This is a genomic window from Cutibacterium avidum ATCC 25577 (genome assembly GCF_000227295.1).
GTDB classification, from domain to species: domain Bacteria; phylum Actinomycetota; class Actinomycetes; order Propionibacteriales; family Propionibacteriaceae; genus Cutibacterium; species Cutibacterium avidum.
In genome coordinates, this window is record NZ_JH165054.1 from 1,711,959 (window position 1) to 1,728,325 (window position 16,367).

Annotated in this window: 16 protein-coding genes; 13 read left to right on the forward strand and 3 right to left on the reverse strand. The window is 63.8% G+C overall.

What is annotated here, in order from left to right; translation table 11 throughout:
• The 10 genes from HMPREF9153_RS07635 to ilvC all read left to right on the forward strand — a co-directional run bounded on the left by HMPREF9153_RS07635 (window position 1) and on the right by ilvC (window position 10,064).
• Window positions 1–204: a hypothetical protein gene (locus tag HMPREF9153_RS07635; RefSeq protein WP_004810945.1), complete on the forward strand. Its 204-nt coding sequence runs from the start codon at window positions 1–3 to the stop codon at window positions 202–204.
• Between the two features lie 92 nt (window positions 205–296).
• A complete protein-coding gene (locus tag HMPREF9153_RS07640) occupies window positions 297–530 on the forward strand; it encodes a twin-arginine translocase TatA/TatE family subunit (RefSeq protein WP_004810948.1) in 234 nt (77 codons plus the stop codon).
• Window positions 531–538: 8 nt separating this feature from the next.
• Window positions 539–1,432, forward strand: a complete 894-nt coding sequence (gene tatC, locus HMPREF9153_RS07645; protein ID WP_004810949.1) for a twin-arginine translocase subunit TatC — start codon at window positions 539–541, stop codon at window positions 1,430–1,432.
• A gap of 38 nt (window positions 1,433–1,470) precedes the next feature.
• The gene (locus HMPREF9153_RS07650; protein WP_004810951.1) at window positions 1,471–2,364 is read left to right on the forward strand and encodes a diacylglycerol/lipid kinase family protein; all 894 of its coding nucleotides are present in this window, start codon (window positions 1,471–1,473) and stop codon (window positions 2,362–2,364) included.
• Window positions 2,365–2,393: 29 nt separating this feature from the next.
• Window positions 2,394–5,153: a DEAD/DEAH box helicase gene (locus HMPREF9153_RS07655; RefSeq protein ID WP_004810954.1), complete on the forward strand. Its 2,760-nt coding sequence runs from the start codon at window positions 2,394–2,396 to the stop codon at window positions 5,151–5,153.
• A 71-nt stretch (window positions 5,154–5,224) separates the two neighbouring features.
• Window positions 5,225–5,986: an imidazole glycerol phosphate synthase subunit HisF gene (gene hisF / locus HMPREF9153_RS07660; RefSeq protein ID WP_016667809.1), complete on the forward strand. Its 762-nt coding sequence runs from the start codon at window positions 5,225–5,227 to the stop codon at window positions 5,984–5,986.
• Between the two features lie 44 nt (window positions 5,987–6,030).
• On the forward strand, window positions 6,031–6,441 hold the full coding sequence (locus tag HMPREF9153_RS07665; RefSeq protein WP_004810959.1) for an HIT family protein: 411 nt from the start codon (window positions 6,031–6,033) through the stop codon (window positions 6,439–6,441).
• Window positions 6,442–6,648: 207 nt separating this feature from the next.
• Window positions 6,649–8,466 carry an acetolactate synthase large subunit gene (locus tag HMPREF9153_RS07670; RefSeq protein ID WP_036901880.1) on the forward strand — a complete coding sequence of 606 codons (1,818 nt, stop codon included), beginning with the start codon at window positions 6,649–6,651 and terminating at the stop codon, window positions 8,464–8,466.
• Between the two features lies 1 nt (window position 8,467).
• Window positions 8,468–8,974, forward strand: a complete 507-nt coding sequence (gene ilvN / locus HMPREF9153_RS07675; protein WP_004810963.1) for an acetolactate synthase small subunit — start codon at window positions 8,468–8,470, stop codon at window positions 8,972–8,974.
• Entirely contained in the window at window positions 8,940–10,064 is a 1,125-nt protein-coding gene (gene ilvC / locus HMPREF9153_RS07680) for a ketol-acid reductoisomerase (protein WP_323808879.1), read from the forward strand. The genes ilvN and ilvC overlap by 35 nt, the downstream gene beginning before the upstream one ends.
• An 84-nt stretch (window positions 10,065–10,148) precedes the next feature.
• Here the strand turns inward: ilvC and HMPREF9153_RS07685 are convergent, their stop codons facing one another.
• Both HMPREF9153_RS07685 and HMPREF9153_RS07690 read right to left on the reverse strand, forming a co-directional pair.
• Window positions 10,149–10,727: an O-methyltransferase gene (locus HMPREF9153_RS07685; protein WP_015582550.1), complete on the reverse strand. Its 579-nt coding sequence runs from the start codon at window positions 10,725–10,727 to the stop codon at window positions 10,149–10,151.
• 100 nt (window positions 10,728–10,827) lie between these two features.
• A complete protein-coding gene (locus HMPREF9153_RS07690) occupies window positions 10,828–11,886 on the reverse strand; it encodes a 3-isopropylmalate dehydrogenase (protein WP_023032785.1) in 1,059 nt (352 codons plus the stop codon).
• A gap of 89 nt (window positions 11,887–11,975) precedes the next feature.
• Here HMPREF9153_RS07690 and HMPREF9153_RS07695 point away from each other — a divergent pair, with 89 nt between their 5' ends.
• Window positions 11,976–13,067, forward strand: a complete 1,092-nt coding sequence (locus HMPREF9153_RS07695; RefSeq protein ID WP_023033452.1) for a branched-chain amino acid aminotransferase — start codon at window positions 11,976–11,978, stop codon at window positions 13,065–13,067.
• A 111-nt stretch (window positions 13,068–13,178) separates the two neighbouring features.
• On the opposite strand, the gene HMPREF9153_RS07700 is transcribed toward HMPREF9153_RS07695, so the two are convergent.
• Entirely contained in the window at window positions 13,179–14,462 is a 1,284-nt protein-coding gene (locus HMPREF9153_RS07700) for a thymidine phosphorylase (protein WP_004810973.1), read from the reverse strand.
• A gap of 81 nt (window positions 14,463–14,543) precedes the next feature.
• Here HMPREF9153_RS07700 and HMPREF9153_RS07705 point away from each other — a divergent pair, with 81 nt between their 5' ends.
• Window positions 14,544–15,344 (forward strand): fumarylacetoacetate hydrolase family protein, encoded by an 801-nt coding sequence (locus tag HMPREF9153_RS07705; RefSeq protein ID WP_004810974.1) that lies wholly within the window; start codon window positions 14,544–14,546, stop codon window positions 15,342–15,344.
• A complete protein-coding gene (locus tag HMPREF9153_RS07710; RefSeq protein ID WP_004810975.1) occupies window positions 15,344–16,306 on the forward strand; it encodes a CPBP family intramembrane glutamic endopeptidase in 963 nt (320 codons plus the stop codon). The genes HMPREF9153_RS07705 and HMPREF9153_RS07710 overlap by 1 nt, the downstream gene beginning before the upstream one ends.
• Window positions 16,307–16,367 lie beyond the last annotated feature (61 nt).

Below are 16,367 nucleotides of genomic sequence, written 5' to 3' on the forward strand. Positions count from 1 at the left end.
ATGTGGTGGATGTGGGTTCTTGTCCTCGCATTCGTCCTGTTTGTCGTGGAGATCGTGGTCGGCATGATCTGGTTGTGGCACAAGGTCGTCGCATTGCTGAGCGACGTGGAACGGACGACCAGTCGGCTCGACGAGTTGGCTCACGTCCTGGAGGATCTCGACACCACTGCTGGTAAGGAGTCGATGAGGCCCGATGTACGGTGAGCGTCGTGGTAGCCTAAACGCCGATCGTCGAGCTGGCGGCCCTCCTGTGTGGTGCGGGAAGGGTGCCAGCCAAGTCTGGAAGGAGAGCCTCAATGGCTCCTCTGCTCATCGCGAATGACATGACCATCATCATCATCGTCGTCCTCGCGCTTGTTCTCTTCGGTGGTTCCCGCATCGCCGGTGTTGGCAAGGGTGCCGGTCGCGCCATCCGTGAGTTCAAGGAAGAGACTGCCGGTCTCGACAAGGGCAAGGACAAGGAGGCCGAGAAGGACATCGAGGCCGTCGAGGCTGACGTCGTCAAGGATCAGAGCAAGCCGACCGAGTGAGTCAACTCATGGCCACGGATACTCCGGTCGAGCAAGCTGAGGTGGGGCAGACCGTCGGTGAGGAGCACCGTCGGTTTGCCCGATTTCGTCCGCCCGAGGCCGGGGAGGGCGGCACGATGTCTCTCCTGGATCATGTCCGGGAGCTTCGCTACCGAATCATCGTGTCCTTCATCGCGGTTGCCATCACGAGCTCCGTGGCCTTCGTGTTCTACCGGCCGCTGGTCGAGATCGTCATGTATCCCTACCAGCAGGCCAGCGCCGCGATCAAGGAAAAGAATCCGACGGCCTCCTTGCAGGTCGTCAACAACGGTGTCGTCGCCCCGTTCGTGTTGAACATGAGGGTGGCCATCGTCGCCGGACTCATCGCAGCCTGTCCTGTCTGGTTGTACCAGATCTGGGCCTTCATCGTCCCTGGTCTTCTCGTCAACGAGAAGAAATGGGCGCTGCGATTCCTGGGATCGGCCATTCCGTTGTTCCTCATCGGCTCCGCGCTGGGATATTGGGTGCTGCCCAAGGGCATCGCCCTGATGTTGAACTTCACTCCCCACGGCATGGGCATCACCAACCTGCTGGACATGAATGCCTTCCTTGCGCTGGAGATTCGCGTCATCCTGCTGTTCGGGGTGAGCTTCCTGTTGCCGGTCGTGCTGGTCCTGCTCAACCTGGTCCACGTGTTGTCGTCTGCGCAGTTAAAGTCGGCGCGCAAGTGGTCCATCTTCGGCTTCTTCTGCCTAGGCGCCTTCGTCAATCCGTCCGGTGACCCGATCTCGATGTGTGCCCTCGCGGTACCACTGAGCGTGATGTACGTCATCGCCGAGTGGATCTGCCGCAGCAATGAGCGAAAGCGCAACACCGATGACCTGGGCATCGACAAATCCGAGTTCAACATTCAGATCGACTGATCCGTGCCCACCTCTGCGTCGCGGCAGGAGTGCGCCGCATGACAACCCGTCTGCTTGTCAATCCGGCCGCCGGTGGCGGCCGCGCTGATCGTCTCCAGCCCTGGGTGGCAGCACAGTTGCAGCGGGCCTTCGGTGACGTCGATGCCGTACACACCACCAGCTTTCAGAATGCCGACGAGGCATTGGCTGAGTTTGCGGCCACCGACGGTGAGGGGGACCGCGTCGTCGTCATGGGCGGAGACGGCATGGTCCACCTGGGACTCAACCATCTCGCAGGGACCAGGATCCGGCTCGCCATCGTGCCATCGGGAACCGGGAATGACTTTGCCTCGTCGGTGGGCCTGCCCTCCAGGGTTGACGATGCGATTAGGCACATCGTGGCTGATCAGCCCACTCGGATCGACCTCGCCGAGGTCACAGGTGCCGTGTATGGCGGGCATTGCTGGGTGGGATGCGTTGTCTCCACCGGGTACGACGCCATCGTCAACCGACGTACCAACCGCATGACGACGAAGTTCGGCCCGCTGAGTTACGGCTGGGTCGCGCTGTCAGCCCTGGCCGAGTTCACTCCCAGGCACTACCGGATCAGCATCGATGGGCAGGACCGAGAGCTCGACGCCATGCTCATCGCCGTCGGCAATGGCGGACACTTCGGTGGCGGGATGAGGGTCTGTCCGACGGCCAGCGTCGTCGACGGGTTGCTCGACATCACGATCATCCATGCCGTATCCCGCCGGGCACTGCTCAGCTGCCTGCCCCTGCTGTACGCCGGCCGGTTCACCCATCTCGACTTCGTGGAGACCCTGCGCGCCCGACGCGTTGACATCGATGGAGATGACATGTTTGCGATGGCCGACGGAGAAGAGATCGGGGACGTTCCACTGACCGTCGTCGCTCGTTCATCCGCGGTCAACCTCGTCGGTCTGCCGTGACGGTCGTACCTGGCCGCTAGGTTGGAGGCATGAGCGAGACTCTTGACCGGTTCATCGCAGGGCTGTCCTTCGAACCTGACGACTACCAGGTGACGGCTTGTCAGGATCTCGACGACGGTGCCGGGGTCCTGGTCGCCGCGCCGACGGGGGCCGGTAAGACGGTGGTGGGCGAGTACGCCACTGACTTGGCTCTGGCCTCAGGTCTGAAGTGCTTCTACACCACCCCCATCAAGGCGCTGTCCAACCAGAAGTTCCATGATCTGGTGGCTCGTCACGGTGAGGACCAGGTGGGTCTGTTGACTGGTGACGTCACCATCAACTCGGAAGCTCCCGTTGTCGTCATGACGACTGAGGTGTTGCGGAATATGATCTACCGCAACTCCCACACCCTCGACACCCTGGGTTGGGTCGTGCTCGACGAGGTGCACTACCTGGCTGATCGTTTCCGTGGCCCGGTCTGGGAGGAAGTCATCCTCGGTCTGGACCCGCAGGTCAAGATCGTCGGACTCTCGGCGACCGTGTCCAACGCGGAGGAATTCGGGGAGTGGCTGGACGAGGTGCGCGGGGACGTTCGTGTCGTCGTCTCCGAGCGTCGCCCCGTCCCGTTGACCCAGCACGTGGCCGTTGGACGGCGACTCCATGATCTCTTTGGCGACAGGCGTCTCACCGACGTCAATCCGGAGCTGATCTCCATCGCCAAGGAGGAGTCCAGATTCCAGCGGGACGACTCCCGTCGTCCCCGAGGCCGCTCTGGCAAGGGGAAACGCAATGTCTCCTTTGGCAGTGGCCGGTTCGGCGGAGCCTCCGCCCAGCGTCGAGGACGAGGCGGACGTGACAAGCCGCGCGGTCCTCGTAACCAACCCAGTCGCATTCAGGTCGTGCGGTCCCTCCAGAGGGCCAATCTGCTGCCCGCCATCATCTTCGTGTTCTCCCGGGCCGGATGTGACGCCGCCGTCAGCCAATTACTCAACACCGACCTGGTCCTCACGAGCCAGCGGGAGGCCCGCCAACTGCGCCGGATCGCTGAGCGCCACGGCGAGGGATTGACAGACGAGGAGCGTCGAGCGGTGGGCTGGAACCACTTCGTGGCGGCCTTCGAGCGCGGTATCGCCGCTCACCACGCAGGACTGCTGCCGGTGCTCAAGGCCATCGTCGAGGAAGGGTTTGTCGCAGGGCTCCTCAAGGTCGTCATCGCCACGGAGACGCTGGCTCTGGGTATCAACATGCCTGCTCGCACCGTCGTGCTGGAAAAGCTCGTCAAGTACAACGGACAGACCCATGCCGACATCACACCGGGCGAGTACACCCAGCTCACCGGTCGTGCCGGACGCCGCGGCATCGACACCCAGGGACATGCGGTGGTGTGCTGGCAAGCCGGGATGGATCCCCGTGCGGTGGCCGGTTTGGCGTCGCGACGGACGTATCCGCTCAACTCGGCCTTCGTCCCGACCTACAACATGGCCGTCAACCTCGTCGGATCGATGGGACGCGAGAAGGCCCGTGACTTGCTGGAACACTCCTTCGCCCAGTTCCAGACCGATCGCAGGCTGGGTGGTTCGGCAGTACGGAGCCGTAAGACCCAGTCCGAGATCGACGCCTACCTGAAAGCGGCCCACTGCGAGCACGGCGATTTCGCGGAGTACGCCCGCATGCGTGAGGAGATCGGCGAGCTGGAGCATGAGCAGGCGCGGCTGCGCAAGGGGGAACGGCCCAGCCAGGTCGCCGATTCCCTGTCCCGTCTCGACTCGGGTGACGTCATCGCGGTGCCGTCCGGTCCGTACGCCGGGTGGGTTGTCGTCGTCGACCCCGGTACTCACGGAAAACGGGGTAAGCGTCCGCATCCACTTGTCATGACCCCGGGCCGCACCGTGATTCGCCTTGGTCATGAGGACGTCGACGCCCCCGTCAAGCGGGTTGCCGGGGTCACGGTTCCGCGCCATTTTCACCCAGGAAATCAGGCCGATCGTCGATCCCTGGGTAAGGCCCTCGATCGAGTCCTTGACGGTCTGGGGCAGCCGGTCATCCAACCGAAACGTCCCGAGGTGGACGCGGAACTGGCCGAGCGCATCCGTGAGCTGAGGGCTCGGATGAGGCAGCATCCCTGCCATTCCTGCCCGGATCGGGAATCCCACGCTCGCTTTGCCGAGCGTGCCATGAGGCTGTCGCGTCGCAGCGAGCGAGAGTTGGCGAAAGCGCGGGCCAAAGCCACGTCGATCGCTACCCAGTTCGAGCGGATCGTGCTCGTCCTGGAGGCACTGGGATACCTCGGTGAAGGGGGCCAGGACGTCACCGACGCCGGCCGAATGTTGTCGGGGATCTACTCCGAACTCGACCTCGTGACGGCCGAGGCCATTCGGCGTGGTGTCTTCGACAAACTGGACTACCCCCAGCTGGCCGCGGTGTTGTCAACCATCGTCCACGAATCTCGTCCTGGTGATCGTGGCCACCTGCACCGCATGCCCGACCATGGCAGCGAGTCGGCGGAATCCCAGCTCCGAGCCGTGCGAGCCGAAATCGGCCTGCTGGAGCGCGATCACCGTATCGAGCGTCCTCGCGATCTCGACATCGGATTCGCGGAGATGGCCTATGCCTGGGCTGCTGGGGCCGGGTTGGAAACGGTGCTCGATGACATGAGTGCCGGTGACTTCGTGCGCCGGGTGCGCCAGGTCTGTGATCTCGCGGGCCAGATCGCTCATGCCGGAGTCTCTGAGGAGCTTGCCCACACCTGCCGTCAGGTGGTCGGTACCATGCAGCGCGGGGTCGTCACCATGGACCGCGAGGAGGAGTGAGACCGCCGCTCACCCTCGACGGCACCTGCTCACCCCCTGGGCCAAGGGGCCACGCCCGGTAGCCTGTGGCCATGGCTGTGGCTGTGCGTGTCATCCCGTGTCTCGACGTCAAAGACGGACGAGTCGTCAAGGGCGTCAACTTCGTCGGTCTGCGCGACGCCGGTGATCCGGTGGAATTGGCGGCTGAGTACGGACGCCTGGGTGCTGACGAGGTGACCTTCCTTGACATCTCCGCCTCGAGCGAGGGACGAGCCACCACCCGCGAGGTGGTGACCCGCTGCGCCGAGACGGTTTTCGTGCCCCTCACGGTGGGCGGCGGGGTACGCGGGGTTGACGACGTCGACGTCCTGCTGCGCTCGGGTGCCGACAAGGTGGGGATCAACACCGGAGCCATCGCCAACCCGGGGATCATCGACGAGGTCGCCGACCGATTCGGCAACCAGGTCATCGTGCTGTCGGTCGACGCACGACGGGAACCAGACCAGCCCTCCGGATTCGGGGTGACCACCCACGGTGGAAGCCGTTCGGCCGGTCTTGATGCCGTTGAGTGGGCGCGTCAAGCCGTCGACCGAGGAGCCGGAGAGGTCCTGCTCAACTCCATGGACGCTGACGGCACCACGGATGGTTTCGACATCGAGATGATCGAGGCGGTACGCCGGGCAGTCGACGTCCCACTCATCGCCTCGGGCGGGGCCGGCAAGGTGTCTGACTTCGTCGAGGCGGTGCGAGCCGGTGCCGACGCCGTCCTGGCTGCATCGGTGTTTCACTACCGCACCCTGACGATTGCCCAGGTCAAGGACGGCTTGCGCGAGGCCGGTTTCGAGGTCCGCTGAGCGAACATCGTCATCAGGGAGAGCTGTTGTGGTAGTCATGATTCATGGACTGCCTTTTCTGCTCAATTGCTGCGGGGGACATCCCTGCGACGATCGTTGATTCCGACGACACCTCGGTCGCATTCCTCGACATCGAGCCCTTCCAGGATGGCCACACCCTCGTCATCCCGCGGAAGCATGTCACGAGCGTTCTCAACGACGACGGGGAGTTGGCTCGTATCAGCCCGATGGTGACGAAGGTGGCTCGGCGTCTCGTCGATTCGCTGGGAGCATCCGGGGTCAACATCGTCTCCAACGCCGGTGAAGTCGCAGGTCAGAGCGTCCATCATCTCCACGTCCATGTCGTTCCGCGGTATGACCGCGAGCCCGGGATCAATGCCATTCGTTCGACCATGCCGCGGCGTCCGGTCGAGGAGGTTGCCGCCATGGTGACCGGAGAGCCGAACAGAAGATAGTCCACAGTGTGGGACGTTTGTCCGAATTGGTTGACGGCTGGCCGCTCATGCACGAAGCTCAAAGGCATGAACGGCCAGCTTCTTGTTATTGGTTAGCGTCCTCATCCTCGGATAGGACGCTCCCTCGTGTGCCACATCGGCAGCGAGGGTTTTTTCTTGTCCAGGACCTTGGCAGCACCAATGAAGGGCACCGTTTCGCAACCACGGATGGAGGATGGCATGACCGAGAAATCCCGGCATCAACGGATGATGACTGGCGCACAGATCGTTATCGAGAGCCTCGAGAAGCTCGGTGCCGAGGTTGTCTTCGGGCTTCCCGGTGGTGCGATCATGCCAACCTATGATCCGCTGATGGATTCCTCGAGGGTGCGGCACATCCTGGTGCGCCATGAACAGGGAGCTGGCCATGCCGCAGAGGGGTACGCAGTCGCCACCGGAAAGGTGGGTGTGTGCATGGCGACCTCGGGGCCAGGCGCGACCAACCTCGTCACCCCGCTCTACGACGCCTACCTGGATTCGGTGCCGCTGGTGGCCATCACCGGTCAGGTCGGTACCACCCTCATCGGAACTGACGGTTTCCAGGAGGCCGACATCCGCGGCATCACGATGCCGATCACCAAGCACAACTTCCTCATCACCCGTGCCGAGGACATCCCGTTGGCGATGGCCGAGGCCTTCCACATCGCGTCGACCGGACGACCCGGCCCGGTCCTGATCGACATCACCAAGGACGCCCAGACCTCGGTCGTCCCGTTCACGTGGCCCAAGCAGTTCGACCTGCCTGGCTACAAGCCGACGACTCGTCCTCACAGCAGGCAGATCAAGGAGGCGACCGACCTCATCCGGGCCGCTCGTCGTCCGGTGCTCTACGTCGGTGGCGGCGTCGCCAAGGCCGAGGCTGCGGGCGAGCTGGCTCGGTTGGTCGATATGACGAGCATCCCGGTCGCAACCACCTTGATGGCCCGCGACGTCTTACCGGCCACACATCCGTTGGCCCTCGGCATGCCCGGCATGCACGGCTCGGTGGCTGCCGTCGGGGCGTTGCAGCGCGCCGATCTCCTCATCGCCGTCGGCACTCGGTTCGACGACCGTGTCACCGGGCGTCTCGACACCTTCGCTCCCGGCGCCAAGGTCATCCACGCCGACATCGATCCCGCTGAAATCGGCAAGAATCGTCATGCCGATGTCCCGATTGTCGGGGACGCAAGGCTGACCCTGTCGCGCCTGGCGGAGTCCCTGGAGGGCAAGGAGCTGCTCGACATCTCCAACTGGGTGCGTCAGCTGCAGCGGATGAAGGAGACCTATGCGCCGTCGTGGGAAGAGGTGCCCGAGGGCGAGATCTCCCCGCAACAGGTCATCCAGCGCATCGGCGCCCTGGCACCCGAGGACAGCGTGTTCGTGACGGGTGTGGGCCAGCACCAGATGTGGGCCTCCCACTTCCTGCCGCACGACAAGCCGCGGTCCTGGTTGACCTCCGGCGGCGCCGGAACAATGGGGTACTGCGTCCCGGCAGCCTTGGGTGCCAAGGTCGGGCGTCCTGATGCCACCGTGTGGGGTATTGACGGTGACGGCTGCTTCCAGATGACCAACCAGGAACTCGTCACGGCCGCCCTCAACGATGTACCGGTCAAGATCGCCATCATCAACAACAACGTGCTCGGCATGGTGCGTCAGTGGCAGAACCTCTTCTTCGACTCCAGGTTCTCCCACACAGACCTGCACTCCGACCGTCTGCCGGACTTCGTCAAGCTCGCCGAGGCAATGGGCTGTGCGGCCTTCCGCGTGACCGATCCGGACAAGGTCGACGAAACGATCAAGACTGCCAACGAGATCAACGACCGTCCGGTGGTCGTGGAGTTCGTCGTCCACACTGACGCCATGGTGTGGCCGATGGTGGCCGCCGGGACCAGCAACGACGACATCAAGATCGCTCGCGACATGGCTCCCGACTGGGGAGACGCCGGGGATGATATCGCACCCGTCGATGACGAGGACGACGCAGACGACGGGACCGAGGAGAACTGAGATGACCAGACACGTGCTGTCGGTGTTGGTGACGAACCGTCCGGGCGTGCTGACCCGGGTGTCGGGCCTGTTCGCCCGCCGAGGATACAACATCGAGTCCCTGACCGTCTCGCCGACCGATGATCCCAGCGAGTCCCGGATGACGATCGGGGTGAGCGTCGTCTCGGCCCAGGCCCTCGAGCAGATCGTCAAGCAGCTCAACAAGCTCATCGAGGTTCACAAGATTGTCGAGTTGGATCCCGGTGCGGTCACCCGTGAGCTCATCCTCGTCAAGGTGCGCTCCAACGTCGAGAATCGTTCCAAGATCATCGACACCGTCGAACTGTTCCGGGGCAAGACCGTCGACGTCTCACTGGAGTCGCTGACGATCGAGGCGACCGGGGGACGTGAGAAGCTGGACGCATTGCTGCAGATGCTGGAGCCGTTCGGAATCATCGAACTCGTTCAGTCCGGACAGGTGGCCCTCAACCGTGGTGCCGCCGCTCTCGGGGCAAAACGCTCTGGATGACCAGGAATTCCTCCAACCGAAATACAACGAGGCCGAAACACAACAAGGAGATAAACACACCATGGCAAAGATCTACTACGACGATGACGCCGACCTGTCCATCATCCAGAACCGTCAGGTTGCCGTCATTGGTTACGGCTCCCAGGGGCATGCCCATGCCCTCAACCTGCGTGACTCCGGCGTTGACGTGCGGGTCGGTCTGCGCGAGGGTTCCTCGTCGATTGCTAAGGCTGAAGCCCAGGGGCTGCGCGTGCTGTCCATCGAGGAGGCGTGTGAGGAGGCCGACGTGATCATGGTCTTGGCCCCCGATCAGAACCAGCGTCAGCTGTACGCCGAACAGATCGCCCCGCACCTCAAGGACGGCGATGCCCTCTTCTTCGCCCATGGCTTCAACGTCCACTTCGGCTACATCGAGGCCCCCGAGGGCGTCGACGTCTGCATGGTCGCCCCGAAGGGCCCTGGTCACATCGTGCGTCGTGAATACGCCGACGGCCGCGGTGTCCCAGTGCTTGTCTGCGTCGAGAAGGATGCTTCTGGCATGGCCTGGGCTCTGACCAAGTCCTACGCCAAGGCCCTCGGCGGTCTGCGTGCCGGCGGCATCGAGACCAGCTTCCGCGAGGAGACCGAGACCGACCTCTTCGGTGAGCAGGCCGTGCTGTGTGGTGGTCTGTCCCACCTCATCCAGGCTGGTTTCGAGACTCTCGTCAACGCCGGTTACCAGCCGGAGATGGCCTACTTCGAGGTCTGCCACGAGATGAAGATGATCGTCGACCTCATCATCGAGGGCGGCATATCCAAGCAGCGTTGGTCGATCTCCGACACCGCTGAGTACGGCGACTACGTCTCTGGCCCGCGCGTCGTCGACGACCATGTCAAGGAGAACATGAAGGCTGTCCTGGATGACATCCAGACCGGCGCCTTCGCCAAGCGATTCATCGACGACCAGGACGCCGGTGCTCCGGAGTTCAGGAAGCTGCGTGAGGAGGAGGCCAAGCACCCGATCGAGGCCACCGGCAAGGAGCTTCGCAAGATGTACTCCTGGTTGGCCGCCACCGACGAGGACTACACCGAGGGCAGTGCTGCTCGCTGAGCTCGAGGTTGCTGACAAATGCCGAGGGCCCGTGGACATCCACGGGCCCTCGGGCTGTGTGCAGGAGGTGTGACGAACGGTTGCTCAGCCGCGCGGGGACAGGCGGCAGGCGACGATGGCCGCCATGTCGGAGGCGAGCTGAATCTCGGTGGCATGGATCTTCGGGTGGGTGAGCCACGCCAGCCTGGTGGTGTCGACGGTGCCGTTGATGTCGCGCGGGGGAAATCCGTGGCTGGGGGGCATGTCGTCGATGACGACCAAACCGCCGACGGCGACAGCCTTGAGGATGTCGTCGACCTCACGTACCCGAGCCACTCGAATCGGGACGGAGAGAAGACCGAAGGGTCCGCGTTCCAACAGGTCGTCCCAGGTGCCCTCGATGATGTCGATGTCGAGGTCAGCCAAGACCTCGCGGGCACGGGCGCACACCGTTGGATCAGGCTCGTAGCTGATGACCTTGGTGCGCTTGCGGGCCCCCAGACGCAGCCAGGCAGCTCCGGCACCGGATCCTGTCTCGCATTCCCCGATGGAACCGTGCACCCCCGCAGCCAAGGTCGCCATGAAACGGCCGGTCTCATTACGGGTGGTGGTGAAGTAGCCCATCTCCAGCGCATTGTGGAGGGCCTTCGTCACCGGTTCGGGAATCTCGGGAATGGATAGCACGGGGACATTGTGCCAGGAGGGCACATCCTCCGGGATGGTGGCGGCCGACAACTGGACACAGGAAACCCCGGCCCTGTCGGGTCAGGGTTCTCGTTGCGGCTCAGAGACGCTCGGCGATGCCTCGCCCGATCTCGCTGGTGGTACGGGATGGCCCTGACGCCCTGGCAGCGACATCGGCCGCAACAGCCTTGCGGATGCGTTCAGCGTCGTCGGCGTGACCGAGATGGTCCAGGAGCAAGGCCATCGAGAGAATCGCGGCGGTGGGATCAGCCTTACCAGTTCCGGCGATGTCAGGAGCAGAACCGTGCACCGGCTCGAACATCGACGGGTACTCACCAGAGGTGTTGATGTTTGCGCTGGGGGCCAGGCCGATGCCACCGGTCACCGCTCCTGCGAGGTCGGTGAGGATGTCTCCGAAGAGGTTGTCGGTGACGATGACGTCGAAATGCTGGGGCTCCTTGACCAGAGCGATCGTCACGGCATCGACGTGCATGTAGTCGGTGGTCACCTGGGGGAACTCCACGGAGACCTCGTCGACAATTCGACGCCACAGCGAACCGGCGTTGACGAGGACATTGTGCTTGTGGACGAGGGTGAGGTGGCCACGACGGACAGCTGCTCGCGAGAAGGCGTCGCGAACGACCCTCTCAACCCCGAAGGCAGTGTTGATGCTCACCTCGGTGGCAATCTCGTGGGGGGTTCCGGTCCGCACCGATCCGCCATTGCCACAGTAGAGACCTTCGGTACCTTCTCGGCAGACGATGAAGTCGATGGGTCCGGCCTCGGTGACCTCGGGAGCCAACGGAGTGGCGGTGCCGGGGTACCAGGTCGAGGGCCGCAGATTGACGCCATGGTCAAGGGCGAAACGAAGTTTGAGCAGTAGACCTCGTTCCAGGAGTCCTGAGGGGACCTCGGTCGAGCCGGGAGTGGCACCGACGGCTCCCAGCACGATGGCGTCTGCCTTCGAAATCTCGACCAGGGTGGAGTCATTGAGGACCTCCCCGGTGGTCTTCCAGTGCTCGGCGCCGAGGTGGTACTCATGGGTGGTGAAGGTCTCGGTCCCGATCGTCCGCTCCAACACGTGGAGAGCCTGCTCGGTGACCTCGGGGCCGATTCCGTCGCCACCGATGACGGCGAGCTGCATCACGTCGTTCGTCATGGTCGAAACCCTACCTGGATGGTCCACGATGTGATCATCCGATTTCACGAATTGGAACAGCGGGTTCTTCCTCGGTGTAGCGTGTGGCCATGAGTTTGCGCTTTGCTTCTGCTGATGATCTGACGTGGTCCTCCGACGAGCGGATCGCGCTGGAACATGCCACTCCCCGATTTGGTGAGGTTTTTATCGATCACATGGCCCTTGCCACCTGGCAGGCCGGTGACGGCTGGGGAGACGACGCCGTGGTCAATTACCGTGGTCTGGACATCAATCCTGGTGGTGCTGTTCTCCATTACGCCCAGGAGATTTTCGAGGGTCTCAAGGCCTACCGTCACGCAGACGGGTCCGTATGGCTTTTCCGTCCTGACCAGAACGGTGAGCGTTTCGCCCTGTCGGCTGAGCGCCTTGCCCTGCCCAAGTTGCCGATTGAGGACTTCGTCAACGCCTGTGTGCGGTTGGCCGAGGTCGACGCCCGCTGGGTTCCTGATCCTGGGGAGGACGGCGAGAAGTCCCTCTACCTGCGTCCGTTCATGATTGCCAACCAGGACTTCCTCGGCGTCGCTCCTGCGACGAGGGTGCTGTTCTCCGTGATCGGTTCACCAGTGGGCGCCTACTTCGTCGGGGGAGTGAAGCCAGTGCGCATCCTCGTCGAGCGCCAGCAGGCTCGTACTGCTCCCGGCGGCACAGGCGAGGCGAAATGCGGTGGCAACTACGCTGCCTCGCTGCGCTCCCAAATCGAGGCCCAGGCCCGCGGCTGCGCCCAGGTGCTCTTCGTCGACGCGGTTGAGCATCGCTGGATCGAGGAACTCGGCGGCATGAACTTCATGGCCGTCAGCAAGGACGGCCAGCTCATCACCCCGGAGCTGACCGGCACGATCCTGCGCGGTATCACCCGTAGGTCCATTCTCGAGGTGGCCCCGGATCTCGGTCTGGAGCCGGTGGAGCGCAAGCTCGGCATCGACGAGATGCTTGACGGAGTGCGCTCGGGCGAGTTCCCGGAGGTCTTCGCCTGCGGTACCGCGGCGGTTGTCACCCCGATCGGATCCTTCCTCGACGGCGACGACGAGGTGACGGTCGCCGAGCCGACCGGAAAGACCACGATGGAGATTCGTCGTCGTCTCCTTGACATCCAGTTCGGCCGTGCCGAGGACACTCGTGGTTGGCTCAAGCGAGTCTGTTGACCGGCACAACGTCAAAACTGTCCTGACGACACCTGTCCTGATGACACTGGGGCCGGTCCACTTTTGGTGAACCGGCCCCAGTCGTCGTCAGATGCCCTAGGTGCGATGCGCTCAGGCCGTAATGGTGTCGACGACGATGGTGCGGGGCTGGAAGGGCCTCCCGACGGTGAAGGCGTCGGTCAGGTCGTCCTCGGCGCGCGAGATGGTGTCGGCGGTGTCGGTGAGCAGGGTTGCCAGCGGCTGGCCAGCGACGACCCGATCACCCGGGCGAACGCGCAACATGACGCCGGCGGCAGCCTGTACCGGATCCTCCTTGCGAGCTCGTCCCGCTCCCAGACGCCAGGCGGCCAGGCCGACGGACATCGCGTCGATTCCGGTGACGACGCCAGCTTCGGAGGCGATGACGTCCTGGGAATGGTGAGCCACCGGCAGCGGAGCATCGGGGTCGCCGCCCTGGGCGCGGACCATGTCGCGCCAGACGTCCATGGCCTTGCCGCTGGCAAGGACGTCGGCCGGGTCAGTGCCGTCCAGCCCAGCGGCCTTGACCATCTGGCGGGCCAGCGCGACGGTGAGGTCGACGACGTCGGCAGGTCCACCGCCGGACAGCACCTCGAGGGACTCGGCCACCTCGATGCCGTTACCGCAGGCATACCCCAGCGGGACGTCCATCCTGGTCAGCAGGGCGGTGGTGCGCACGCCGGCGGACTCGCCCAGGCCGACGAGACGACGTGCCAGCTCGCGGGCGTCCTCCTCGGTCTTCATGAAGGCTCCCGAGCCCGTCTTGACGTCGAGGACAAGGCTGTCGGTGCCCTCGGCGATCTTCTTGCTCATGATCGAGGAGGCGATGAGGGGGATCGACTCGACGGTGCCGGTGACGTCACGCAAGGCATAGAGCTTCTTGTCCGCGGGGGCAAGCCCGGGCCCGGCAGCGCAGATGACGGCGCCGACAGTGTCGAGCTGGGCAACCATCTCGTCGTGGGAGAGGTCGGCTCGCCACCCGGGAATTGCCTCCATCTTGTCGAGGGTGCCGCCGGTGTGGCCCAGGCCGCGGCCGGACAGCTGGGGAACGGCTGCACCGCAGGCAGCGACGAGGGGAGCCAAAGGCAGGGTGATCTTGTCACCGACTCCACCGGTGGAGTGCTTGTCGACGGTGGGACGAGACAGCCCCTTGAAGCTCATTCGCTCGCCGGACTCGATCATCGCCGTTGTCCAGGTCGAGAGCTCCTCGTCGTCCAGACCCTGGAAGAACACCGCCATGGCCATGGCGGACATCTGTTCATCGGCGACGACACCATCGGTGTATGCGCGAATGAGCCAACGGATCTGATCGGAGTCGAGGGTCTGACCTCCGCGCTTGGCGCGGATGAGGTCGAGGACGGAGTAGGTGGTGGTCATGCCGGAAAGTATGGCAGTACCAGCGGGTTCTCGGTGTGTGGATGCCCCGGTTATGTCGTGTGTCGCCATTACTCTTGACCCATGCGTATTGCCCGGTTTGTCACAGCTGGTTCCGACCCCGCCTTCGGGATCGTTGAGCTCGCCGCCGATCACGGAGACCATCCCGACACCATCGCCGTCATCACGGGAGATCCAGTAGCGGCTCCGGTTCAGTACACCGGTGCTCGTCACGACCTCGCTGACGTCCGGTTGCTGTCCCCGGTGATTCCGCGCTCCAAGATCATCGGAATCGGCCGTAACTACACCGAACACGCCAGTGAGCTGGGTAATGAAGTCCCATCCCGGCCTCTGCTCTTCCTCAAGCCCAACACCTCGGTCATCGGACCTGACGAGGCCATCGTCCGGCCGGCCGCATCCTCGAACCTGCACTACGAGGGGGAGCTGGCCATCGTCATCGGTCGCATCTGTAAGGACGTCCCCGAGGAAAGGGCCCAGGAAGTCATCTTCGGGTTCACCGCGGCCAACGACGTCACCGCTCGCGACATGCAGAACTCCGACGGCCACTGGTTGCGTGCCAAGGGGTCGGACACCTTCTGCCCACTCGGCCCGTGGATGGTTACCCACTTCTCCGTCGCCGAGGCCTCACACCGACAGATTGTCACTCGTCTGGACGGCGAGGAGGTCCAGCACAGCAACACCGACCAGATGATCCACACCATTCCCAAACTCATCTCCCACGTCTCGTCCTTCATGACCCTGTTGCCCGGCGACGTCCTCCTCACCGGAACTCCTGCTGGAGTTGGGCCCATGGAACCCGGTCAGCGCGTCGAGGTCGAGATCGAGGGGATCGGTACCCTGGCCAATACCGTCGTGGAGGCCTGATGGCGACTCGTGCCGTGTCCCGCCGCTCGACGGTGACCGACCCTGAGCCGCGAGCGGACTACACTCGGGTTCTCGTCGATTCGTCGGCTGGACCGGGTCCCGGTCTGCTCGGTCTCATCGGGCTGTTACTGGGGTACGCGATCATTGTCCCCGGGCTGCTGTACGCCTTCCTGGGGATCGGTTTCCTCGTCGAGTGCAACGACGGGGAAGGGTTCAGCACCTACTACAAGCGAGCAGCTGGCTATCACACCGTCGGAGGCCTCATCGCCACCCATCTGGCGCTGGCAAGCCTCATCGTCGTGGTGTTGGTGCTGGCGCGGTATCTCAACCATCGCGCGCCTCGGTGGGTGGCATCAGTCCAACCAGGCATTCGATGGCGTTTCGGTCTGCTGGTGGCTGTGGTCGCCGTCGTCGTGCTCAACCTGACCCAGCTGCTGGTGCGCGGGGGAGCGGACGCCCATTACACCGTTCCCCGGTACTGGTGGGTGTGGCTGCTGGCGATCATCATCACATCGCCCTTGCAGGCCCTTGCCGAGGAGATGTTCTTTCGGGGGTATCTCATGAACGTCATCTCCGGACTGGCCTTGAACCTGCCTGAGAAAGCGGGTCGATGGCTTTCGGTCGTCGGCTCCGCCCTCATCTTCGCCTTGATGCACGGCACCCAAAACGCCTGGCTCTTCGCCGACAGACTCGCCTTCGGATTGCTCGCTGGATGGCTCGTCATCGTCACCGGCGGCTTGGAGGCCGGGGTTGCTGCCCACGTCGTCAACAACCTCTTCGCCTTCGGCTATGCGGTCTTCCTGGGAGGGGTGTCGCAGGCTCGCGGCATGACCTCGATGGGTTGGGTCGACGCGGCCTGGGACATCGGCGGATTCCTGACCATTGCCTTGGCCGGGTGGTGGATTGGGAACCTCATGAGAGTCGCTCGAAGGACACCCTCACGGCAAGGCATTTCGTCCTGATTTGCAAAGTGGGGGGAGAGTTCGTTAAAGTTCCTCGTCGTTGCGCCACTGAGGTACACCG